At 57.8% G+C, this 22,075-nt stretch carries 23 protein-coding genes; 13 read left to right on the plus strand and 10 right to left on the minus strand.

Annotated features, from left to right (window positions below):
* From hycC to hycA, 3 genes are all read right to left on the minus strand, one after another.
* Complete coding sequence (hycC, locus tag HV355_RS06265) at nucleotides 1–1,815, minus strand: formate hydrogenlyase subunit 3 (RefSeq protein ID WP_182401312.1); 1,815 nt, start codon at nucleotides 1,813–1,815, stop codon at nucleotides 1–3.
* Nucleotides 1,812–2,420, minus strand: a complete 609-nt coding sequence (locus HV355_RS06270; protein WP_089601242.1) for a 4Fe-4S dicluster domain-containing protein — start codon at nucleotides 2,418–2,420, stop codon at nucleotides 1,812–1,814. The genes hycC and HV355_RS06270 overlap by 4 nt, the downstream gene beginning before the upstream one ends.
* A 72-nt stretch (nucleotides 2,421–2,492) precedes the next feature.
* Entirely contained in the window at nucleotides 2,493–2,957 is a 465-nt protein-coding gene (gene hycA, locus HV355_RS06275) for a formate hydrogenlyase regulator HycA (protein ID WP_108416396.1), read from the minus strand.
* Nucleotides 2,958–3,168: 211 nt separating this feature from the next.
* Here hycA and hypA point away from each other — a divergent pair, with 211 nt between their 5' ends.
* The 10 genes from hypA to HV355_RS06325 all read left to right on the plus strand — a co-directional run bounded on the left by hypA (nucleotide 3,169) and on the right by HV355_RS06325 (nucleotide 13,098).
* The gene (hypA, locus tag HV355_RS06280; protein WP_120159347.1) at nucleotides 3,169–3,519 is read left to right on the plus strand and encodes a hydrogenase maturation nickel metallochaperone HypA; all 351 of its coding nucleotides are present in this window, start codon (nucleotides 3,169–3,171) and stop codon (nucleotides 3,517–3,519) included.
* Between the two features lie 3 nt (nucleotides 3,520–3,522).
* Nucleotides 3,523–4,386: a hydrogenase nickel incorporation protein HypB gene (gene hypB, locus HV355_RS06285; protein ID WP_182401314.1), complete on the plus strand. Its 864-nt coding sequence runs from the start codon at nucleotides 3,523–3,525 to the stop codon at nucleotides 4,384–4,386.
* Nucleotides 4,377–4,649, plus strand: coding sequence for a HypC/HybG/HupF family hydrogenase formation chaperone (locus HV355_RS06290; RefSeq protein WP_182401776.1), 273 nt, complete (start codon nucleotides 4,377–4,379; stop codon nucleotides 4,647–4,649). Before hypB ends, HV355_RS06290 begins: the two co-directional genes overlap by 10 nt.
* A gap of 3 nt (nucleotides 4,650–4,652) precedes the next feature.
* Nucleotides 4,653–5,774 carry a hydrogenase formation protein HypD gene (gene hypD / locus HV355_RS06295; protein ID WP_108416392.1) on the plus strand — a complete coding sequence of 374 codons (1,122 nt, stop codon included), beginning with the start codon at nucleotides 4,653–4,655 and terminating at the stop codon, nucleotides 5,772–5,774.
* The gene (hypE, locus tag HV355_RS06300; RefSeq protein WP_182401316.1) at nucleotides 5,771–6,781 is read left to right on the plus strand and encodes a hydrogenase expression/formation protein HypE; all 1,011 of its coding nucleotides are present in this window, start codon (nucleotides 5,771–5,773) and stop codon (nucleotides 6,779–6,781) included. The genes hypD and hypE overlap by 4 nt, the downstream gene beginning before the upstream one ends.
* Before the next feature lie 62 nt (nucleotides 6,782–6,843).
* Nucleotides 6,844–8,916 carry a formate hydrogenlyase transcriptional activator FlhA gene (gene flhA / locus HV355_RS06305; protein WP_182401318.1) on the plus strand — a complete coding sequence of 691 codons (2,073 nt, stop codon included), beginning with the start codon at nucleotides 6,844–6,846 and terminating at the stop codon, nucleotides 8,914–8,916.
* A 152-nt stretch (nucleotides 8,917–9,068) separates the two neighbouring features.
* Nucleotides 9,069–10,067, plus strand: a complete 999-nt coding sequence (locus tag HV355_RS06310) for an ABC transporter substrate-binding protein (RefSeq protein ID WP_182401320.1) — start codon at nucleotides 9,069–9,071, stop codon at nucleotides 10,065–10,067.
* On the plus strand, nucleotides 10,067–11,104 hold the full coding sequence (locus HV355_RS06315) for an iron chelate uptake ABC transporter family permease subunit (protein WP_042717167.1): 1,038 nt from the start codon (nucleotides 10,067–10,069) through the stop codon (nucleotides 11,102–11,104). The genes HV355_RS06310 and HV355_RS06315 overlap by 1 nt, the downstream gene beginning before the upstream one ends.
* A complete protein-coding gene (locus tag HV355_RS06320; RefSeq protein WP_010434502.1) occupies nucleotides 11,104–11,865 on the plus strand; it encodes an ABC transporter ATP-binding protein in 762 nt (253 codons plus the stop codon). Before HV355_RS06315 ends, HV355_RS06320 begins: the two co-directional genes overlap by 1 nt.
* A 15-nt stretch (nucleotides 11,866–11,880) precedes the next feature.
* Complete coding sequence (locus tag HV355_RS06325) at nucleotides 11,881–13,098, plus strand: MFS transporter (RefSeq protein WP_120159352.1); 1,218 nt, start codon at nucleotides 11,881–11,883, stop codon at nucleotides 13,096–13,098.
* A gap of 8 nt (nucleotides 13,099–13,106) precedes the next feature.
* Here the strand turns inward: HV355_RS06325 and HV355_RS06330 are convergent, their stop codons facing one another.
* Nucleotides 13,107–13,451: a nitrous oxide-stimulated promoter family protein gene (locus HV355_RS06330; protein ID WP_010434508.1), complete on the minus strand. Its 345-nt coding sequence runs from the start codon at nucleotides 13,449–13,451 to the stop codon at nucleotides 13,107–13,109.
* A gap of 174 nt (nucleotides 13,452–13,625) precedes the next feature.
* Here HV355_RS06330 and HV355_RS06335 point away from each other — a divergent pair, with 174 nt between their 5' ends.
* A complete protein-coding gene (locus tag HV355_RS06335; protein ID WP_010434511.1) occupies nucleotides 13,626–13,856 on the plus strand; it encodes a SymE family type I addiction module toxin in 231 nt (76 codons plus the stop codon).
* Nucleotides 13,857–13,899: 43 nt separating this feature from the next.
* Here HV355_RS06335 and HV355_RS06340 read toward each other — a convergent pair whose 3' ends face one another.
* Both HV355_RS06340 and HV355_RS06345 read right to left on the minus strand, forming a co-directional pair.
* The gene (locus HV355_RS06340) at nucleotides 13,900–14,382 is read right to left on the minus strand and encodes a hypothetical protein (RefSeq protein WP_108416387.1); all 483 of its coding nucleotides are present in this window, start codon (nucleotides 14,380–14,382) and stop codon (nucleotides 13,900–13,902) included.
* Nucleotides 14,379–15,206 (minus strand): transcriptional regulator, encoded by an 828-nt coding sequence (locus tag HV355_RS06345; protein WP_182401322.1) that lies wholly within the window; start codon nucleotides 15,204–15,206, stop codon nucleotides 14,379–14,381. The genes HV355_RS06340 and HV355_RS06345 overlap by 4 nt, the downstream gene beginning before the upstream one ends.
* A gap of 390 nt (nucleotides 15,207–15,596) precedes the next feature.
* Here HV355_RS06345 and mutS point away from each other — a divergent pair, with 390 nt between their 5' ends.
* Nucleotides 15,597–18,158 (plus strand): DNA mismatch repair protein MutS, encoded by a 2,562-nt coding sequence (mutS, locus tag HV355_RS06350; RefSeq protein ID WP_089601222.1) that lies wholly within the window; start codon nucleotides 15,597–15,599, stop codon nucleotides 18,156–18,158.
* A gap of 95 nt (nucleotides 18,159–18,253) precedes the next feature.
* On the opposite strand, the gene HV355_RS06355 is transcribed toward mutS, so the two are convergent.
* From HV355_RS06355 to HV355_RS06365, 3 genes are read right to left on the minus strand one after another with little or no spacing between them, the layout of a single operon-like run.
* Nucleotides 18,254–18,475, minus strand: coding sequence for a non-oxidative hydroxyarylic acid decarboxylases subunit D (locus HV355_RS06355; RefSeq protein ID WP_003862116.1), 222 nt, complete (start codon nucleotides 18,473–18,475; stop codon nucleotides 18,254–18,256).
* Nucleotides 18,476–18,485: 10 nt separating this feature from the next.
* Nucleotides 18,486–19,913 (minus strand): non-oxidative hydroxyarylic acid decarboxylases subunit C, encoded by a 1,428-nt coding sequence (locus HV355_RS06360; protein ID WP_182401324.1) that lies wholly within the window; start codon nucleotides 19,911–19,913, stop codon nucleotides 18,486–18,488.
* A complete protein-coding gene (locus HV355_RS06365) occupies nucleotides 19,903–20,505 on the minus strand; it encodes a non-oxidative hydroxyarylic acid decarboxylases subunit B (RefSeq protein WP_024909248.1) in 603 nt (200 codons plus the stop codon). The genes HV355_RS06360 and HV355_RS06365 overlap by 11 nt, the downstream gene beginning before the upstream one ends.
* A gap of 173 nt (nucleotides 20,506–20,678) precedes the next feature.
* On the opposite strand from HV355_RS06365, the gene HV355_RS06370 reads away from it, so the two are divergent.
* Nucleotides 20,679–21,086 (plus strand): MarR family transcriptional regulator, encoded by a 408-nt coding sequence (locus HV355_RS06370; RefSeq protein WP_182401326.1) that lies wholly within the window; start codon nucleotides 20,679–20,681, stop codon nucleotides 21,084–21,086.
* On the opposite strand, the gene HV355_RS06375 is transcribed toward HV355_RS06370, so the two are convergent.
* Nucleotides 21,083–21,970: a LysR family transcriptional regulator gene (locus HV355_RS06375; protein WP_182401328.1), complete on the minus strand. Its 888-nt coding sequence runs from the start codon at nucleotides 21,968–21,970 to the stop codon at nucleotides 21,083–21,085. The genes HV355_RS06370 and HV355_RS06375 overlap by 4 nt on opposite strands.
* Between the last annotated feature and the right edge of the window lie 105 nt (nucleotides 21,971–22,075).

Genomic DNA, 22,075 nt, shown 5'->3' on the forward strand with positions numbered 1-22,075 from the left:
TCAGGCTCCTCGTGAAATCACAATGATCACCAGCACCGCCAGTTCGATCAGCGCCAGACGACGGAACAGCGCGGGCGCGGCGGCACTCTGCCAACCCGGCACCCAGCCCACCGGGTTCAGCCAGTGGCGCAGCTTCAGCACGACGGCGAAGTTCTCCTTCACCGGCATGGCGAAACCGTGGGCGGTGATGACCATCGACTGTTCGTGTTCGTAACCGCAGGCCCACGCCGCCCCGCGAGAGCGGGAGGCAAGGCGGTCGCGCCTGAAGAACAGCATCAGCACGAACGGCAGCAGCGGCGCGGCAATCAGCAACAGCGCCATCATCGGCTGGGATACGACGGTATGCGCCGTCGCGAGCGGCAGTGGAATAGCGTTACCCAACAGCGGCAGCAGCCACGGCGCGGCGACCCCGCCCGCGATGCAGCACAGCGCCAGCGCGACCACGCTGGCACACATCAGTACCGGTGCGCAGCAGGCGTTTTCCGCTTCGCAGGTGCGCGGCGCGCCGAGGAAGGTCACGCCGTAGACTTTCGCCATACACATCACCGCCAGCGCCCCGGTAATCGCCAGCCCGACTGCCAGCAGCGGGCCGAGCAGGCGTGCGATAAAGAGATCGCTCTGCCCGAGCGCGAAGAAGGACTGATAGATCACCCACTCCCCGGCAAAGCCGTTCAGCGGCGGCAGCGCGGCCATTGCCATCAGCCCGACCAGCATCGCCAGTGAAATCACCGGCATCATTTTGCCAATCCCACCGAGCTTTTCGATATCCCGATGGCCGGTGCGGAACCAGACGCTTCCCGCGCCGAGGAAAAGGGTGCTTTTAAACAGGCTGTGGTTGACGAGGTGATAAAGACCGCCGATAAACCCGGCCGCGATCAGCGCAGGATGATTGAGCGCAAGCCCGGTCACGCCCGCGCCCATTCCGAGCAGAATGATGCCGATGTTTTCCAGCGTGTGGTACGCCAGCAGGCGCTGGATGTTGTGCTCCATCAGCGCGTACAGCCCGCCGACGAACGCGGTGATCATACCGGCAATCAGCAGCACGACGCCCCACCACAGCGGCGGCTGTCCGCCGGCCAGCGTGATGCTCAGAATACCGAACAGCCCTACCTTCATGACGACGGTGGAAAACAGCGCGGCGGCGGGCGCGGAGGCATTCGCATGCGCCTGCGGCACCCAGCCGTGCAGCGGGATAATCCCGGCGAGCAGGCCAAAGCCGATCACGCCCAGCAGCCAGACGTCATTCCCCAGCGGATGACCGTTGAGCGCAGCGAAGTCCAGCGTGCCGAAACGTTGCCACACCCGCCAGCAGGCCAGCGCCAGCAGCAGCGTGCCGAGGCGTCCCAGCGCAAACCACAGCTTGCCGGAGGCGCTGCAGCCCGTCAGGAACACGCCGCACAGCGCCATGATCTCCGCCATCACCACCAGCGCGCCGAGGTTGCTGGCGATAACGGTACAGACCGCCGTTGCCATCAGCAGGTTAACCAGTAGGCCGTTGGCTTTGGCGTGCGCATGGCGGTGCCAGTCGATATTGAACAGGCTGATAAACAGTCCGCACAGGCCAAAGGTCACCAGCCAGATGGCATTCAGCGGAGTAATAGCCACGGTATGACGAATCAGCGGCATGAGTGTTTCAACAGATTGCCCGCCGATCAGAACGACACCGCCCGCAGCGAGCGTCATCACGCTACCGACCGCCCCGCCGATACCGGCAATCCCGCCGCTCAGGGTTTTATGGAAAGAGAACACCAGCGCCAGCACGGCGGCGGCAGTGAAGCACGCCACGGCGCTGTTAATCATGAATATCGCGTTCATTTCGCCCCCTCGTTAAGCGCCTGCAAAAGCGAAAGATCGCCAAAATCGCTGTTGATGGTCAACTCGCGCTTGCGCTTGCTGGTGCGGGCGATGTCGCGAATGTTGACCAGAATCAGCGCCCTGGTTGGGCAGGTGCGCACGCAGGCCGGGCCCTGTTCGTCAAAGCTGCACAGATCGCATTTCACCGCGACGGCGCGGATGCCGGGCACCCAGTCCAATAGCGTGCTCACCTTCGCCGGAGCGGGTGGTGCGGGCGGCGCTTTCGGGGTATTTGCGTTTGCCGGAATATGCAGCGGGCGGCTGCCGGAAAATTCAATCGCGCCGAACGGGCAGGCAATGCCGCACAGCTTGCAGCTGACGCACAGGCTTTCGTTGAGCTGGACAGCGCCATCAACGCGGGTGATGGCATTCACAGGGCAGACACCCGCGCAGGGGGCATCTTCACAGTGGTGGCAGAGCTGCGGAGCAGACTCTTTTTCATTACGCATGACGCGCAGACGCGGCATGGACTGCAGCCCGTGCAGGCGGTGGGTTTCCGAACACGCCGCCTCACAGGTTCGACAGCCAATACAGACCGTCGAGTCAGCAATTACAAAACGGTTCACCGGGCAATCCTCAGGTGATGGTCATTTTTGACGAAGAAAAACTGTCTTATCGACACTTTCGACACTTGGTTATCAGGCAACGTTTGCGGAGGCATTTCCCGCCGTCAGCTGTTTCAGATCGACCGGCAGGTCATGCTCAACCGCGGTATAAAGCCCGTTATAAACCGGCGCGATTTTCTCCAGATAGTGCTCGAGCACCTGCTGGCGATCGCGGTTGCTGACGTAGCCATCGACCATGCCGTCAGCCATCAACTGCGCTTGCGCAATACAGTGTTTTTCACCCTCTTTGTTCTCAACAAAGTACTCAATGGTGTGGCTGTTAAAGCTGTCCGCCAGGGTGACAAAGACCGTGAAGTGGCCAAAAAGGACAAAGCGCATATCGCCCTGCGCCGCGCAGCTCATCGCATGATGCAGACGGGCCTTTGACAGGGTGATCCCCTGAACCAGAGAGTTGCAGTAGAGGTGCCACTGATCCTGGAGCTGCTGATGACGCTGCGCGATGTAATCCGCTTTTTCGCTGATTTCCCAAATAGTCATAAAAGGTATCCGGTTAATGGAGATAGCGGCTGTTAAGCAGATTCCATGCCAATTTTTAAGATTATGATTTATATAGATTTTAACTCTTATCGCACTGTCAACCGCGCGGTGTCGACGTGTCATTTCGACAGTGTTGACACCGTCACGCCCTAACAAAAATCAAGCTGGCACCGTTATTGCATTCAATGGCGCAATTCATTGAGGAGGCGTCATGCACGAAATCACCCTCTGCCAGCGGGCTCTGGAGCTTATCGAACAGCAGGCAGTGCAAAACCACGCGAAGCGCGTCACCGGCGTCTGGCTGAAGATCGGGGCGTTTTCCTGCGTCGAGGTCAGCGCCCTGCATTTCTGTTTTGAGCTGGTGTGCCGCGGCACGCTGGCGGAAGGCTGCGAACTGCATATTGAAGAGCAGCAGGCGGAGTGCTGGTGCGAGCAGTGTCAGCAGTACGTAACCCTGCTGTCATCAAAGGTTCAGCGCTGCCCGCAGTGCCAGAATACCGGGCTGCGGATCGTGGCGGATGACGGTATGCAGATCCAACGCCTCGAAATTGAGAAGGAGTAATGTATGTGTAGCACCTGCGGTTGCGCCGAAGGCAACCTGTATATCGAAGGGGATGAACATCGTCCTCATTCCGCGTTTCGCTCCGCGCCCTTTTCACCGGCCCCGCGCCCTGCGGCGACGCTGACGGGTATCACCTTTGCGCCGCAGCAATCCTCTGTGGGCGATCTGCACTACGGCCACGGCGAAGCGGGTACCCACGCGCCGGGCATCAGCCAGCGCCAGATGCTGGAGGTGGAAATCAACGTGCTGGACAAAAATAACCAGATTGCCGCCCGCAACCGCGCCCGCTTTGCCGCCCGTCAACAGCTGGTGCTGAACCTGGTCTCCAGCCCCGGCTCCGGCAAAACCACGCTGCTGACCGAAACCCTCAAACGCCTGAACGAACGCGTTTCCTGCGCCGTCATCGAAGGCGACCAGCAAACCGTTAACGACGCGGCGCGCATTCGCGAAACCGGCACGCCGGCGATTCAGGTCAACACCGGCAAAGGCTGCCATCTGGATGCGCAGATGATTGCCGACGCCACGCTGCGTCTGCCGCTGGCGGATAACGGCATCCTGTTCATTGAAAACGTCGGCAACCTGGTCTGTCCGGCGAGCTTTGACCTTGGCGAACGGCATAAAGTCGCGGTGCTCTCCGTCACCGAGGGGGAAGACAAACCGCTGAAGTACCCACATATGTTTGCCGCCGCCTCCCTCATGCTGCTGAACAAAGTTGATCTGCTGCCGTACCTGAATTTCGACGTGGATAAATGCCTGTCCTGCGCCCGGGAAGTGAACCCGGACATTACGATCCTGCTGGTCTCCGCCACGCGCGGCGACGGGATGGATGCATGGCTGAACTGGCTGGAGAGCGAACGATGTGCATAGGCGTCCCCGGACAAATTCACACCATCGACGGTAACCAGGCCAAAGTTGAAGTCTGCGGCATCCTGCGCGATGTCGATCTCACGCTGGTGGGCAACTGCGATGAAACGGGCGCATCGCGTCTCGGCCAGTGGGTGCTGGTCCACGTAGGGTTTGCCATGAGCGTGATTAACGAAGCGGAAGCCCGCGACACGCTCGACGCCCTGCAAAACATGTTCGACGTGGAGCCTGACGTGGGCGCGCTCCTGTACGGCGAGGAGCGATAGCACATGCGTTACGTTGATGAATACCGCGCGCCGGAACAGGTGATGCAGCTTATCGGGCACCTGAAAACGCGCGCAGCGCTGCTGGACTACACCAAAGAAAGACCGCTGCGGATCATGGAGGTGTGCGGCGGACACACGCACGCCATCTTCAAATTTGGCCTCGACCAGCTGCTGCCGGAAAACATCGAGTTTATCCACGGCCCCGGCTGCCCGGTCTGCGTTTTGCCGATGGGGCGTATCGACAGCTGCATCGAAATTGCCAGCCAGCCCAACGTCATTTTCTGCACCTTTGGCGACGCGATGCGCGTGCCGGGGAAAAATGGCTCGCTGCTGCAGGCGAAAGCGCGCGGGGCCGACATCCGGATCGTCTATTCGCCGATGGATGCCCTGACGCTGGCAGCGGATAACCCCGCGCGCAAGATCGTGTTTTTTGGCCTGGGGTTTGAAACCACCATGCCCGCCACCGCCATCACGCTGCAGCAGGCTAAAGCGCGCAGCGTCGATAACTTTTTCTTTTTCTGCCAGCACATCACGCTCATACCCACGCTGCGCAGCCTGCTGGAGGAGCCGGAAAACGGCATTGACGCCTTTCTGGCACCGGGCCACGTCAGCATGGTGATTGGCACAGACGCCTATGGTTTTATCGCTGAACAGTACAATCGTCCGTTAGTGGTGGCTGGTTTCGAACCGCTTGATCTACTGCAAGGCGTAACCATGCTGGTTGAGCAGAAAATAGCGGCCCTGAGCGCGGTGGAAAATCAGTATCGCCGCGTGGTACCCGATGCGGGTAATGAACGAGCGCAGCAGGCGATAGCCGACGTGTTTAGCGTTGAGGGCGACAGCGAATGGCGCGGTCTGGGAGTGATTGCCGAATCCGGCGTGCGTCTGACGCCCGCGTATCAATCCTTCGACGCAGAGGCGCATTTTCGCCCGCAGCCGCAGCAGGTGTGTGACGATCCGCGCGCGCGCTGCGGTGAGGTACTCACCGGCAAATGCAAACCTCATCATTGCCCGTTATATGGCAACACCTGTAACCCGCAAACCGCGTTTGGCGCGCTGATGGTCTCCTCCGAAGGAGCCTGCGCCGCGTGGTATCAGTTCCGCAATCAGGAGTGTGAAGCATGAACACGGTTGAAATGGCGCACGGCAGCGGTGGGCAGGCGATGCAGCAGCTCATTAATCAGCTGTTTATGGAAGCATTCAACAACCCCTGGCTTGCCGAGCAGGAAGACCAGGCGCGCATTGACCTGTCAACGCTTACCGCTCACGGTGACAGACTGGCGTTTTCGACCGACAGCTACGTCATCGACCCGCTGTTCTTTCCCGGCGGTGATATCGGCAAGCTCGCCGTCTGCGGTACGGCCAATGATATCGCCGTCAGCGGCGCGGTTCCTCGCTACCTCTCCTGCGGGTTTATTCTCGAAGAGGGTTTACCGATGGCAACGCTTAACGCGGTGGTCAGCAGCATGGCGCAGACCGCACGCGAAGCGGGCATTGCTATCGTCACCGGTGATACCAAAGTGGTCCAGCGCGGCGCGGCGGATAAACTTTTCATCAATACTGCAGGAATGGGGGCAATACCGGCCGACATTCACTGGGGCGCGCAGCAGCTTGGCGCAGGCGACGTGCTGATCGTGACCGGAACGCTGGGCTGCCACGGGGCAACCATTCTTAACCTGCGCGAAGGCTTAGGTCTGGATGGCGAACTGCGCAGCGACTGCGCGGTACTCACACCGCTGATTCAAACCCTGCGTACCCTTCCGGGCGTAAAAGCCCTGCGGGACGCCACCCGAGGCGGCGTGAATGCCGTCGTGCACGAGTTTGCGGCAAGCTGCGGATGCGGCATTGAGCTGACCGAGCGCGATCTGCCCGTCAAGCCTGCCGTGCGCGGACTGTGCGAACTGCTGGGACTTGATCCGCTTAACTTTGCTAACGAAGGTAAACTGGTGATCGGCGTGGAACGTACCGCTGCAGAAGCGGTGCTGGAACAGCTTCGCGCCCATCCCTCAGGAAAAAACGCCGCTATCATTGGCGAAGTGGTTGAGCGCAAAGGGGTGCGCCTGGCCGGGCTGTATGGCGTTAAACGCACGCTGGATCTGCCGCACGCGGAACCCTTACCCCGAATTTGCTAGAACCGCGCCATAAGCGGTCAGCACTGAATCTCTTTTTTTGCCAGTTTCTATTGGAAAGCAATATGCCGTATACACCGATGAGCGATCTTGGACAGCAGGGCCTGTTTGACATCACGCGCACACTTTTACAGCAGCCCGATCTCGGCGCGCTGAGCGATGCCCTGACCCGGCTGGTCAGGCAATCTGCGCTGGCGGACAGCGCCGCGATTGTGCTGTGGCATAGCGGAACGCATCGCGCGAGCTACTACTCAACGCGTGATAACGGCAAAGCGTTTGAGTATGAGGACGAAACGTACCTCGCGCATGGCCCGGTGCGCCGTATACTCTCCCGGCCTGAAGTGCTGCACTGCAATTTTGCGGAGTTCAGGATGGCGTGGCCAAGGCTGGCGGAGAGCAATCTCTATCAGCCTTTCGGGCATTACTGCATGTTGCCGCTGGCGGCAGAGGGCCAGATTTTTGGCGGCTGCGAGTTTATCCGCACGACCGACCAGCCCTGGAGCGAGGCGGAGTACGAGCGCCTGCACACCTTTACCCAGATAGTGGCCGTGGTGGCTGAGCAGATCCAGAGCCGCGTCACCAACAACGTAGATTACGACCTGCTGAGCCGCGAGCGCGACAACTTCCGCATTCTGGTCGCCATCACCAACGCAGTGCTGTCGCGCCTCGACATGGATGAGCTGGTCAGCGAAGTCTCGAAAGAGATCCACCACTATTTCAAAATCGATGCCATCAGCATTGCGCTTCGCGGCCATCGCAAGGGTAAGCTGAACATCTACTCCACCCACTATCTTGATGAGGCCAATCCGGCACACGAGCAGAGCGAGGTCGATGAGGCCGGTACGCTCTCCGAGCGGGTGTTTAAAAGCAAAGAGATCCTGCTGCTCAACCTGAACGAACAGGATCCGGTGGCCCCTTACGAGCGAATGCTGTTCAACACCTGGGGCAACAAAATTCAGACCCTGTGCCTGCTGCCGCTGATGTCCGGCAACACCATGCTGGGCGTGCTGAAGCTGGCGCAGTGTGAGGAAGGCGTATTCACCACCGCCAACCTGAAGCTGCTGCGCCAGATTGCCGAGCGTATCTCCATCGCGCTGGATAACGCCCTCGCCTACCAGGAGATCCACCGCCTGAAAGAGCGGCTGGTGGACGAAAACCTCGCCCTGACCGAACAGCTCAACAACGTGGACAGCGAGTTTGGCGAAATCATCGGGCGCAGCGACGCCATGTACAGCGTGCTCAAGCAGGTTGAGATGGTGGCGCAGAGCGACAGCACGGTGCTGATCCTCGGCGAAACCGGTACGGGTAAAGAGCTGATTGCCCGCGCCATTCACAACCTGAGCAACCGCAACAGCCGCCGGATGGTGAAGATGAACTGCGCCGCGATGCCTGCGGGACTGCTGGAAAGCGATCTGTTCGGCCACGAACGCGGGGCCTTTACCGGGGCCAGCAGCCAGCGGCTGGGCCGTTTTGAGCTGGCGGACAAAAGCTCGCTGTTCCTTGATGAAGTGGGCGATATGCCGCTGGAGCTGCAGCCGAAGCTGTTGCGCGTCCTGCAGGAGCAAGAGTTTGAGCGGCTTGGCAGCAACAAGCTGATTCAGACCGACGTGCGGCTGATTGCCGCCACCAACCGCGACCTGAAAAAAATGGTCGCCGACCGCGAGTTTCGCAGCGATCTCTATTACCGCCTGAACGTCTTCCCGATCTGCCTGCCGCCGCTGCGCGAACGCCCGGAAGATATCCCGCTGCTGGTCAAAGCGTTTACCGCAAAGATTGCGCGGCGGATGGGGAGAAATATCGACAGTATTCCTGCCGAGACGTTACGCACCCTCTCGTCAATGGAGTGGCCGGGCAACGTGCGAGAACTGGAAAACGTTATCGAGCGCGCGGTGCTGCTGACGCGCGGGAGCGTTCTGCAGCTCTCCCTGCCTGAAATATCCCTGCCGGACGAAACCCTCGTTGCGGCAGAAGTGGCGCAGAACGGCGAAAATGAGTATCAGCTGATTATGCGCGTGCTGAAAGAGACCAACGGCGTGGTGGCCGGGCCTAAAGGTGCCGCCCAGCGCCTGGGGTTAAAACGCACTACCCTGCTGTCGCGCATGAAGCGGCTTGGGATTGATAAAGAGAGCCTGGTTTAAGTCCACATTCCGGCGGTGTTTTCTGACACCGCCTTTCATTACCCTGCGCAATTGTCCTTCATTGACACCAAATCGTTTCCTCTGTATAAAATTCCGCCTTAATAATGAGTTTCATTTGCATCAATAATAATTTTAATGAAGGGTAGCGTTTAATGAAAAAGGTCATCTGCGCGTTAGGCCTGGCGATTGCGTCGGTCGGTTCTGCTCTGGCAACCACATATCCTCTGACGATTGAAAACTGCGGGTATAAAGAGACGTTCACCAAAGCGCCGGAACGCGTCGTGGCCCTGGGTCAGAATACCGTTGAGATCCTGCTTCTGCTGGGTCTGGAAGATAAGGTTAAAGCCAGCGCCTTCTGGCCGACAAAAGTGCTGCCGCAGCTGGCTGAGCAGAATGCAAAAATCAAAACCCTGACGGTCGAAATCCCTACGCTGGAATCCATCCTTTCGCAAAATCCCGATTTTATTCCAGCTCAGCTTCCTCTGCTGCTCGGGCCGGAAAGTAAGGTCGCAAAACGTGAAGATCTGGCCACCGTCGGCGTGAACAGCTATTTATCACCAGGCATGTGCGCCACCAAAAAGGCCGCAGGCGATATGTACGGCAGCCGCCAGACGCTGTGGGATATGACGTACCTTTATAAAGAGATTGAAGATTTCGCGAAGATTTTCAACGTTGAAGCGCGCGGCCAGGCCGTCATTGCCGATTTCAAAAAACGCGAGGCCGATCTGCGTCAGGAATTTGGTAAAAACAAAAAAGATCTTTCGTTTGTCTTCTGGTTCTCAAGCGCCTCGCCTTCGGCGGATGCCTATGTCGGCGGGAAAAACAGCGCCTCCGGTTTTATTGCTAACGTGCTGGGCGGCCATAACGCCATTACCGCAGAGACCGAATGGCCAACCGTTGGCTGGGAAAGCATTATCGCCGCGAACCCGGACGTGATTGTTGTCTCCAGCCTGGATCGTAACCGCTGGGCGCTGGATAACGCGCAAGAGAAAATCAAATTCCTGAAAAGCGATCCCGCCGTCAGCCAGCTGGACGCGGTGAAGAAAGGCCATATCGTGGTGATGGACGGTCAGGCCATGAACCCGACAATCCGCACGATTTACGGCGCTGAACAGGTGGGCGAGCAGCTCAGAAAGCTGGGGCTGAACTGATGACGGCAGCCGTACTTCAGGCCCGACAGGGCCTGTTCCTGACCACCTCTGCTCTGCTTGCCGTCGTCCTGCTGTTGCTGGTGATCGCTCTCGGCGTCAGCGTCGGCGAGCTGTCGATTCCGCTGTCCAACGTCTTTTACGCTATTGGCAATAAGCTGGGGCTGACCGACGTTCCGCTCAACCGCATCTATGAGAGCGTGATCTGGGACTTTCGCCTGAGCCGCGCGCTGGTGGCGGCCTGCTGCGGCGCGGGGTTAGCCATCTGCGGCGCCGTGCTGCAAAGCCTGCTGAAGAACGCGCTGGCGGAACCTTACGTGCTCGGCGTGTCGGCGGGTGCGTCAACCGGTGCGGTGTCGGTCGTCGTATTAGGGATTGGCACCGGCGCGGTGTCGCTCTCTGCGGGCGCGTTTGCCGGGGCGTTTGCCGCCTTTGCGTTTGTCGCCTTCCTGACGAACGGCGCGCGCGGCGGCAATGAACGCACCATTCTGGCGGGCGTAGCCGCATCACAGCTGTTCAACGCCATTACCGCCTATACCATCAGCACCTCCGCCAGCGCGCAGCAGGCGCGCGACGTGATGTTCTGGCTGCTGGGCAGCTTCAGCGGCGTACGCTGGCCGGAATTCCAGCTGGCGCTGGTGGTCGTGCTGGCGGGCCTTGCCGTCTGTCTTTACTATTCCCGGGCGCTGGATGCGTTCACCTTCGGTGACGATGCCGCCGCCTCTTTAGGCATTGCCGTACCCTGGGTGCGTCTTGCCTTGTTCACTACCACCGCACTGATTACCGCGACCATCGTCAGCATGGCGGGCTCAATCGGCTTTGTGGGTCTGGTGGTGCCGCACGTCATGCGCTTCCTGTTCGGGCCGCTGCACCGCACGCTGCTGATTGCCAGCGCGCTGGCGGGCGCGATCCTGATGGTGCTGGCCGATATCGCCTCGCGCATGCTGATTGCCCCACAGAGCCTGCCCGTCGGCGTAGTCACCGCGCTGGTGGGCGTGCCGTTCTTTGCCGTAATTATCTACCGTTCAAGGAATAAGTGATGAGTATCTGCGCTGAAAATATTACCTGGAAGGTAGGCAAAAAGGTCATCGTCAACGGCGTCTCGCTGAAGGTTTCACGCGGCGAAACGGTAGGACTGCTCGGCCCTAACGGCTGCGGAAAATCGTCGCTTTTGCGCATACTGGCAGGCCTGCGTCGCCCGGACAGCGGCAGCGTTACCCTGGACGGTCAGGACATCTCCCGCATCGCCAAAAAGCAGCTGGCGCGCCGCGTGGCGTTCGTTGAGCAGCACGGCATGACCGATGCCAACATGCGCGTGCGCGACGTGGTGAAGCTCGGGCGTATTCCGCACCACTCCCCTTTTTCGAACTGGAGCGCGCAGGATGACGAAACCGTCACTGCCGCCTTGCAGCGTGTCGATATGCTGGACCGCAGCGAGCAGGGCTGGATGAGCCTGTCCGGCGGGGAACGGCAGCGGGTGCATATCGCCCGCGCGCTGGCGCAAACGCCAACCGAAATCCTGCTGGATGAACCCACCAACCACCTGGACATTCACCATCAGATGCAGCTGATGCATCTCATCAGCGAGCTGCCGGTGACCAGCATCGTCGCCATCCACGATCTTAACCACGCATCGATGTTCTGCGATTCGCTGATCGTTATGCAAAAAGGGCAGATCGTCGCAACCGGCACCCCGCAGGCGATCCTGTCGGAGGAGCTGCTATGGGACGTTTTCAGAGTGAAAACCAAAATTGAGATCTCGCCGTACCATGGTAAAAAGCACATTCACTTTATTGTGTAGAGCCGAGTAAACAGCATGCCATTGCGCCCTGCCGCCACCCTCTGGCCGCCCGTTCTGCTGGGCAGCCAATTTGTTTTCAACATTGGCTTCTATGCCGTTGTGCCCTTCCTGGCGATATTCCTGCGCGATGACCTGCTGCTCTCCGGCGGGCTGATCGGGCTGGTGCTTGGTCTGCGCACGTTTTCGCAGCAGGGGATGTTTATCGTTGGCGGCGCGCTGTCGGACCGCTACGGCGCGAAAATCGTTATCCTGAGCGGCTGCGTCATCCGCGTAGCGGGTTATCTGCTGCTGGCCTTCGGGCAATCGCTGTGGCCTATTATTCTCGGGGCATGTCTGACCGGCATCGGCGGCGCGCTCTTCTCGCCCGCCATTGAAGCGCTGCTGGCGAAAGCGGGAACGCAAAGTGAGGCAAAAGGTAAACGGAGCCGCGCAGAGTGGTTTGCGCTCTTTGCCGTTTGCGGGGAACTGGGCGCGGTGCTGGGCCCGATTGCGGGTGCCCTGCTGACGGGGCTTGGCTTTCGTCAGGTTGCGCTGGCAGGCGCCGGCGTGTTTGTCGTCGCGCTCGCGGTGCTCTACTTCTGCCTGCCGGCTGCCCGCCATAGCCAGCGTCCGCTCGCTATTCAGCCCTGGTGGACAACATTTCGCCAGGCGCGATTCGTCGCCTTTATCATCGCCTACAGCTCGTGGCTGTTGAGCTATAACCAGCTCTACCTGGCGCTACCGGTGGAGATCCAGCGCTCCGGAGGCAGCGAGAAAGATCTGGGCCCACTGTTTATGCTGGCCTCGGTGCTGATCGTCGCGTTTCAACTCCCCCTTGCGCGTGTTGCAAGGCGGATCGGCGCGGTCAGAATTTTGCCCGTGGGCTTTTTGCTGCTCTCCGCGGCCTTTGCCAGCGTGGCGCTGTTTGCCGCAAAGGAGCCGCCGGAAGGCTGGCTGCGGCTGTTGCCCTCTGCGAGCATGGTCACGCTGTTAACGCTGGGGCAGATGCTGCTGGTGCCGTCTGCAAAAGATCTCATCCCCCGCTTCGCCGAGGAATCGACGCTTGGGGCCCACTATGGCGCACTCTCAACCGCCGGGGGCATTGCGGTACTGGCAGGAAACCTGCTGTTTGGCAGCCTGCTGGATCGCGCGCTGGTGCCCTCGCTGGAGGCCGTTTATCCCTGGCTGCTGCTGGCTATTTTCCCACTCTGCAGCGCTGTCGCCTTGAATATTATCTGTCGACCGCTTCGGTAATAAATACGTTACGTTTTCGGACGATACTTTTGCGGCAACGCCGGTACTGGACGACGATCGTCAATCAGATGACGGAGAGTCAGAATCGGATGACGCCACAGCATTCTCGGCCCCGCCCAGCGCATCACCTGCTTCATCTCTTCTCGCTTCGCGGGCTGGTAGCAGTGAATGGGACACTGTTTACAGGCCGGCTTTTCTTCCCCAAACGCACATTTATCGAGACGCTTATCGGCATATGCCCTAAGCGCCTGATAATGCCCCTCCTCTGTTGAAGCCTGAGGACATTTTTTCTCATATAAGGCGATCATTTTGGCGATCGTCACTTTTTCTCTTGCGATGCGTTTACCGGACATGGGAGATCACCCTCTCATAAATTGCATTCATGATACTCCTTTACGCAGTGATTTTCAGTCGTTGCATTCCGCTTTCTGAAGACGCCTTCCGCTATTAAGCCAGCGCGATGCCAGGGTTACTGGTATTTTATACAGCCAATACGTTCCCCTGTTAGCCAGCCAAGTGGAGTGCCTATGCAAGCGATTACCGCTACAAAAACGTACCGTCATTTAAAAGTCGGCTATTTTAGAAAGCGCCATGAAGATCGTAAAACCAAGATCCCGCGCCGATACAGTATGCACGCTGCCCTGAGTCTCAAAGGCGACTGGCTTGAAAAAGCGGGTTTTACGACCCATTCACGGGTCAGAGTGGGCGTCGAACAGGGGAAAATCATCATTGAGCTGGTGGAAGAAGACGGGAAATAACCATGCCGCCGTGCAGGCGGCGACATCACCTATTCCCGGCCAGTCAGCGCGCGCAGAAGAATATTGGGCGCTTACCCACGGAGAACATAAACCCCTTAGGCCCTTGTTTTGTAATTGAATAATTCATTTTTTTATTCGGATAAACAAAGAAGTCGGGCAGAACATCGCTGATAACGTCATTGGGCAGTGATTCATCATCATTCACATGATGAATATTGAGCGATGTAAAGTGGAAGGAGTCCTTGTTTTCCGTCCAGACATAGGAGACATCCCTGCGGATAACGCCTGCCACTTTGTCGTTCTTATAATACGTGCCGCTTACCGCAACAATGCCGGTTTGCGTCTTCATCGTATACATGAAGTCCAGCGTTATGTTGGCACGTGCATTCTCGTGATACACGACGATAGAGGCCGAACAGGCTTCCGTGTTTTCCATTTTTTCCAGGCGCAAATGATAAAGCCAGGAAATCAGCGCGCCCGCGGCAAAAAACACCAGGCACAGTATAGCGATTGTCCTTTTCTTCATTGCATATACCCCCTGAAATACAATGCCGTGCATTCTGCATTGGGTTTTGCTTCATAAGGCTTTCTGCAGGCGAGCACGGACAGGGCAGGCGCATTGCTGGAAGAAGAGAAATAAATCCACGGATACTTTTTACAATCAAGACCGGTTTTCATGATAATTTTAATAAAGCGCGAGAAATTACCAATACTTTTAATATCATCACTTTGCGAGAAATAGTGGCAACCGTTTTCGGTTCGGTTAATGGTGTAATTCTGGAAAAAATCTTTATCCGGATTATCTCGGAATATGTGATGCAGCATGAAATAGCCCAGTGCAAAGGAGATAATCATTAAGAGCACAGGAAAAAACAGGCGACGTAATTTACGCGGCGATTTTTTTTCGACCGGCACCTGAGACGTATTCACCGCCGGTTGTTCGACAGGCACCGTCAGAGGCGCTTCGGGCAACGAAACCTCTGCAGGTTCTTCTGTATCCGCCCTATCCGTTTCAACGCGGGTGATCTTTACGCTTTTATGAATCTGGAAACCTTTTCTCGGCACCGTCGCAACCAGCGTGTCGCTCGTTTCTCCAGCCGAACGCAAACCGCGCCGGATAATAGAGATATTCTGATAAAGCGTATTTGCCGGGACGATCATCCCGTCCTCGCCCCACACTTTATCGAAGAATTCTTTCTGGTTCACCACCTCTGGCGAGGATTCCAGTAAAAGCGCGAGACAACGACTTGCAGGCGTTGTCAGAATTACGCTTAATTCAGGTTTATTCAACGAGACAAGGACGTTTTTGTCAGGACAAAATTTAATATTATCGTTAATTATCCAAAACATACGCTACTCGCTCGACAGCAAACAGAATCGGGAAACTATTGATATGAATGATAATTATACGCTGCGGCTATTTCTTGTCAAAGCAAGAAGTTACGGCATAAGTGAGCGAAAGAATGCGTTCCTGAATGAACGAATAATATAACGAGTGCTCATATGCGGAAGGTACGTGCAAAAAGCCCCGTTTTCGCATAGATGGAATCCGGTACGCACTTTAGTCGAAAGAGCCTTCTCCTTCTGTTTTCCTGCCATACAGACTCCGTTATCATGGTCACCAAACATTGCATGATAAGACGCTCAGGATTTCATGAGTTCCAATGAGACAGGACGACACCTGACAATAAAAACAAAAGCCAACTCATTGAAAGTTAATAAAATGGACACGATACGCTAATGAGTACACTAGAGAATTTCGACGCACATACCCCCATGATGCAGCAGTACCTGAAGCTGAAAGCACAGCATCCGGAAATTCTGCTGTTTTACCGTATGGGCGACTTTTACGAGCTCTTTTATGACGATGCTAAACGTGCGTCGCAGTTGCTCGACATCTCCCTGACCAAACGCGGCGCATCGGCAGGTGAGCCCATCCCTATGGCCGGTATCCCGCATCATGCGGTGGAAAACTATCTGGCGAAACTGGTGAATCAGGGGGAATCCGTCGCCATTTGCGAGCAGATTGGCGATCCCGCCACGTCAAAAGGCCCGGTTGAGCGCAAAGTCGTGCGCATCGTCACGCCCGGCACCATCAGCGACGAAGCGCTGCTGCAAGAACGCCAGGATAACCTGCTGGCCGCACTCTGGCAGGATGGTAAAGGATTTGGCTATGCGACGCTGGATATCAGCTCCGGGCGTTTTCGCCTGAGTGAACCGGCTGACCGTGAGACGATGGCTGCCGAATTGCAGCGTACTAACCCGGCAGAGCTGCTCTACGCCGAAGATTTCGCTGAAATGGCGCTGATTGAAGGTCGTCGTGGTCTGCGTCGTCGTCCGCTGTGGGAATTCGAAATTGATACTGCGCGCCAGCAGCTCAACCTGCAGTTTGGCACGCGCGACCTGATTGGCTTTGGCGTGGAAAACGCCCCGCGCGGACTGTGTGCGGCAGGCTGTCTGCTGCAATATGTAAAAGATACCCAGCGTACTGCCCTGCCGCATATCCGCTCTATCACCATGGAGCGTCAGCAGGACAGCATCATCATGGACGCCGCCACGCGCCGTAACCTGGAGATAACCCAAAATCTGGCGGGCGGCGTTGAAAATACCCTGGCTTCCGTCCTCGACAGTACCGTTACGCCGATGGGCAGCCGCATGCTTAAGCGCTGGCTGCATATGCCGATTCGCGACACCAATACGCTTATCGGCCGCCAGCAAACCATCGCCGCATTGCAGGACAGTTACACCGAATTACAGCCGGTACTGCGTCAGGTAGGCGATCTGGAGCGTATCCTCGCCCGTCTGGCTCTTCGTACGGCACGCCCGCGCGACCTCGCACGTATGCGCCATGCCTTCCAGCAGCTGCCGGAACTGCGCGCTCAGCTGGGCAACGTCGACAGCGCACCGGTGCAAAAATTGCGCGAAACAATGGGCGAATTCACCGAGCTTCGCGAACTGCTTGAGCGCGCCATCATCGATGCGCCTCCGGTTCTGGTGCGCGATGGCGGCGTGATTGCCCCCGGATATAACGAAGAACTGGACGAGTGGCGCGCGCTGGCAGACGGTGCAACGGACTACCTTGATAAGCTGGAGATCCGTGAACGCGAGCGTCTGGGTCTTGATACCCTGAAAGTGGGCTATAACGCGGTCCACGGCTACTACATTCAGATCAGCCGCGGGCAGAGTCACCTGGCGCCGATTCACTACGTGCGCCGCCAGACGCTAAAAAACGCTGAGCGCTACATTATTCCCGAGCTGAAAGAGTACGAGGACAAAGTCCTCACCTCGAAAGGTAAAGCGCTGGCGCTGGAAAAGCAGCTGTATGACGAGCTGTTCGACATGCTGATGCCGCACCTGGCCGATCTGCAGCTAAGCGCCGCCGCGTTGGCCGAACTGGACGTGCTGGTCAACCTGGCTGAACGCGCTGAAACGCTGAACTATACCTGCCCGACCTTTACCGACAAGCCCGGCATTCGCATTACCGAAGGGCGTCATCCGGTGGTGGAGCGCGTGCTGAACGAACCGTTCATCGCTAACCCGCTCAGCCTGTCGCCGCAGAGACGCATGCTGATCATTACCGGACCGAACATGGGCGGTAAGAGTACTTATATGCGTCAGACGGCGCTGATTGCGCTGCTCGCGTATATCGGCAGCTACGTCCCGGCGCAAAACGTGGAGATTGGCCCAATCGACCGCATCTTTACCCGCGTCGGGGCTGCGGACGATCTGGCGAGCGGTCGCTCAACCTTCATGGTCGAGATGACCGAAACGGCCAACATTCTGCATAACGCCACCGAGCACAGCCTGGTGCTGATGGACGAAGTCGGGCGCGGAACGTCAACCTATGATGGTTTGTCCCTGGCGTGGGCCTGCGCGGAAAGCCTCGCGAATAAAATCAAGGCTATGACGCTGTTTGCGACCCATTACTTCGAACTGACGCAGCTGCCGGAGAAAATGGAAGGGGTGGCGAACGTGCATCTTGATGCGCTGGAGCACGGCGACACCATCGCCTTTATGCACACGGTGCAGGATGGCGCGGCGAGCAAGAGCTATGGGCTGGCCGTAGCGGCGCTGGCAGGTGTACCGAAAGAGGTGATCAAGCGCGCGCGTCAGAAACTGCGTGAACTGGAAAGCCTTTCGCCGAATGCGGCGGCGACGCAGATTGATGGTACGCAGATGTCGCTGCTGGTGCCTGCGGAAGAGACGTCGCCAGCGGTGGAAGCGCTGGAGAACCTCGACCCGGATTCACTGACGCCGCGTCAGGCGCTGGAGTGGATTTACCGGTTGAAGAGTCTGGTTTAGTTCTCTGCGGTCTGTTTTGTCGGGTGGCGGCTTCGCCTTACCCGACCTACAAAACCCGTAGGCCCGGTAAGGCGAAGCCGCCACCGGGCTTTTTTTTACAGCAACGGTGGGATCGTCGGCACCTGCGGTGCCTCATCAATATCCTTCTGCGTCATGCGAAACGCTTCAGGGTAGTGCTCGCGGCTGGTACGGCGCAGCGGTTCGGTATCGCGCCAGGTATACAAACAATGCTGGCACTGGTAAACGGTCCAGACCCCTTTCACCGGTGACGTCGCCATCACTTCAATATGCTCATCGGCACAACGTGGACAAATCATCTTTTCCTCCTTATTGGCGTGCTGCCAGCATCGCGGTCAATTTTTCAGCCCAGGCTTTGGTTTCAGGCAGATCCTGTACCGGCTGGCTGTAGTGGCCCCGGGTGTCCGGTGCAACTGGCGTGGTGGCATCAATAATCAGCTTGTCGGTAATGCCCGCCGGGCTGGAACCAGGGTCAAGTTCAAGGACCGACATGTTCGGCAGTTGTACCAGATCCCCTGCCGGGTTCACTTTCGACGACAGCGCCCACATCACCTGCGGGAGGTTGAACGGATCGACATCTTCATCCACCATGATTACCATCTTCACGTAGCCCAGACCGTGCGGCGTGGTCATGGCACGTAAACCGACCGCGCGGGCAAAACCGCCGTAACGTTTTTTGGTGGAGATAATCGCCAGCAGGCCGTGGGTGTACATCGCGTTCACCGCCTGCACTTCCGGGAATTCCGCTTTCAGCTGCTGATAGAGCGGCACGCAGGTTGCCGGGCCCATCAGATAATCAATCTCGGTCCACGGCATGCCGAGGTAGAGCGACTCAAAAATCGGTTTGGTGCGGTAAGAGACTTTGTCGATACGTACAACCGTCATGTTACGGCCGCCGGAATAGTGCCCCGTAAACTCGCCAAACGGCCCTTCGATTTCACGCTTGCGGCCTTCGATGACCCCTTCAAGGATCACTTCAGAACCCCAGGGCACGTCGAAGCCGGTCAGCGGCGCAGTGGCAATCGGGTACGGGCTTTCACGCAGTGCGCCCGCCATTTCATACTCGGACTGATCGTATTTCAGCGGCGTCGCGCCCATCAGCGTGATGATCGGATCGTTGCCGAGGGTAATCGCAATCGGCAGATCTTCACCGCGCTCTTCCGCTTTATGCAGATGCAGAGCGATATCGTGCATCGGAACCGGCTGCAGGCCGAGCTTGCGCTTGCCCTTCACTTCCATGCGGTAGATGCCGACGTTCTGCTTGCCGAAGTGGTCCGGGTCGAGCGGATCGCGCGAGACGACGCACGCTTTATCGAGATAAAAACCGCCGTCACCGTCGTTCAGGCGAAAAAGCGGCAGGATATCGAACAGGTTAATGTCTTCACCGTCCACCGTATTCTGCGCCCAGGCCGGGTTAGCGCGGCGCTCTGGCGTAACGGGGAATTTATCCCAGCGGCGAATAAACTCGTCGATCTGTTTTTTTACCGGGGTGTTCGCAGGCAGCCCCATCGAAATGGCGTGGTTCTGCCAGGAGCCGATGGTGTTCATCACCACGCGGGCATCGGTAAAGCCACGAATATTGTCGAACCACAGCGCGGGCGCGCCGTCGCCAATGCGGCCGGTCGCGTTGGCGGCCGCCGCCAGATCCGGCTCGGCGTTCACCTCTTCCCCAATTTTCAGCAGTTGCCCTTGCTCATCGAGCGCCTGCAGGAAGCTTCTCAAATCATCAAATGCCATCTTTATTCTCCTGTGAAAAATGTTTCGCCTCGCGCAACCCGTTCCAGCGGCGCGCCTTTTTATGCTCCAGACCGAACTGGTCGAGCACGCGGGTCACGATATGCTGGGTGATGTCATCAGCGGTTTGCGGGTGGTTGTAATACGCAGGCATGGGCGGCACCATCGCCACGCCCATGCGGGAAAGGGCAAGCATATTCTCAAGATGAATGGTGCTGAGCGGTGTTTCGCGGGGAACCAGCACCAGCTTGCGCCCCTCTTTCAGCACCACATCCGCCGCACGCCCCACCAGCCCCTCGGCGTAGCCCGCGCGGATGCCCGCCAGCGTTTTCATGCTGCAGGGAATGACGATCATGCCGTCGGTGCGAAACGAGCCGGAGGAGATGGTGGCGGCCTGGTCAGCCGGGCTGTGAACAACGTCAGCCAGTGCGGCAACGTCCTGCGCGGTGTAAGGCGTTTCCAGCTCAATGGTGGTTTTTGCCCACTTCGACATCACCAGATGGGTTTCCACCTCCGGCATGTCTCGCAGTGCCTGCAGTAAAGCCACACCCAGCGGCGCGCCCGTTGCTCCCGTCATTCCTACTATCAATCTCATTCAGTACCTCAATCATTTTGTTCGTATACGAACATATTGAGTAACCTACTCCTGGAACCTGTTCATGACAAGATCGTTCGCATACGATCACACTAAATGCTAAAAACTCCCGCGTTATAATCCAGGGCGTTAGCGGCTATCATAGAGAGTGATTTTTTTTCGTCGGAGTGTTCATGGAACTAAGGCAAGAAGCGTTCCACCTGTTGCGCCAGCTTTTTCAACAACATACTGCGCAATGGCAGCATGCTTTGCCGGAGCTGACCAAGCCGCAATATGCGGTTCTGCGCTCAATTGCCGAACATCCGGGTATCGAACAGGTGGCATTGACCGAAGTGGCAGTCAGCACGAAAGCGACGCTGGCAGAGATGCTCAGCCGCATGGAGGCGCGTGGGCTGGTAAAACGCGAGCACGATCCCGCAGATAAGCGCCGCCGGTTTGTCTTCCTGACGCCAGAAGGTGAAGCCCTGCTTGCAGACTGTAAACCGGTCGGCAATGACGTGGATGAGGCGTTTTTAGGACGCCTGAGCAAGGCTGAACGCGAGCAATTTTCAGCGCTTATCAAAAAGATGATGCACGACTAATCCACCCTCGCACGCATAAAATCGATAAACTTTCGGACTTTCGCGGGCACGTGTTGGGCATCGGGATAAACCGCATAGATGCCCTGCTGTGCAAAGGTGTAGCCGGGTAATACCGACGCCAGTTGCCCGGCATCCAGCGCATTTCGCACCAGCCATTCAGGCAGTAACGCCACGCCGCTTCCGGCACGTGCGAAAGCCATCAGCGCCTGAGCACTGTCAGCATACAGACGCGGGGCTTTCGTGATTTCAAACGAGACAAGCTCTCCGCTGCTCGCTTTCACCTGCCAGCGCAGTGGAGAGGGCAAGCGCTCGTGGATGATCCAGTCGGCTTTCGCCAGCTGTTCAAGGGTCTCTACCGGATGGTTAGCCAGCCAGTTCGGCGCTGCCACCGGCAATATGGCGAAAGAGGTAATCATCGCGGCGTGGTAGCGTGAATCGGCGAGCGTTCCCAGCCGGATGGCGACGTCAAAGCGCTCAGAGATAAGGTCGGCATGCAAAGAGGACGAAACGTGGCGCACGCGAAGTTCCGGGTGCTGCTGACTAAATTCCGCCAGCAAAGGCACCACAACCTGCGAGCCGTACTCGGGCGTGGTGGTTATCCGCAATTCTCCGGAGAGTCCCGCATGATTCGCGCGGACATCGTCCTGCAGCTGTTCTGCCTCCTTCAGAAGCGCGACGCTTCGCTGATGAAAAAGCGCGCCCGCCTCGGTTAAGGTCAGACGGCGGGTTGACCGCAGCAGCAGCGTAACGCCCAGCTCGTCTTCAAGCTGGCGAATGTTGAAACTCACCACGGCTTTTGTCAGCCCCATTGCCTCTGCCGCGGCGGTGAAGCTGCCCGCCTCCGCGACTGCGATAAACATCGCCGTACGCTGTAGAGTAAACATCGTTAACCTTCATCACTGTCAAAAATATTTTGACAGTATATCGCTGTTTGTCGCGTTTATCCGTAGCTTGCGGGCCGATACGATACGCCACCTCACCGGAGGATC

The sequence above is a fragment of the Enterobacter sp. RHBSTW-01064 genome, assembly GCF_014103035.1.
In the GTDB taxonomy this organism is placed as follows: domain Bacteria; phylum Pseudomonadota; class Gammaproteobacteria; order Enterobacterales; family Enterobacteriaceae; genus Enterobacter; species Enterobacter mori.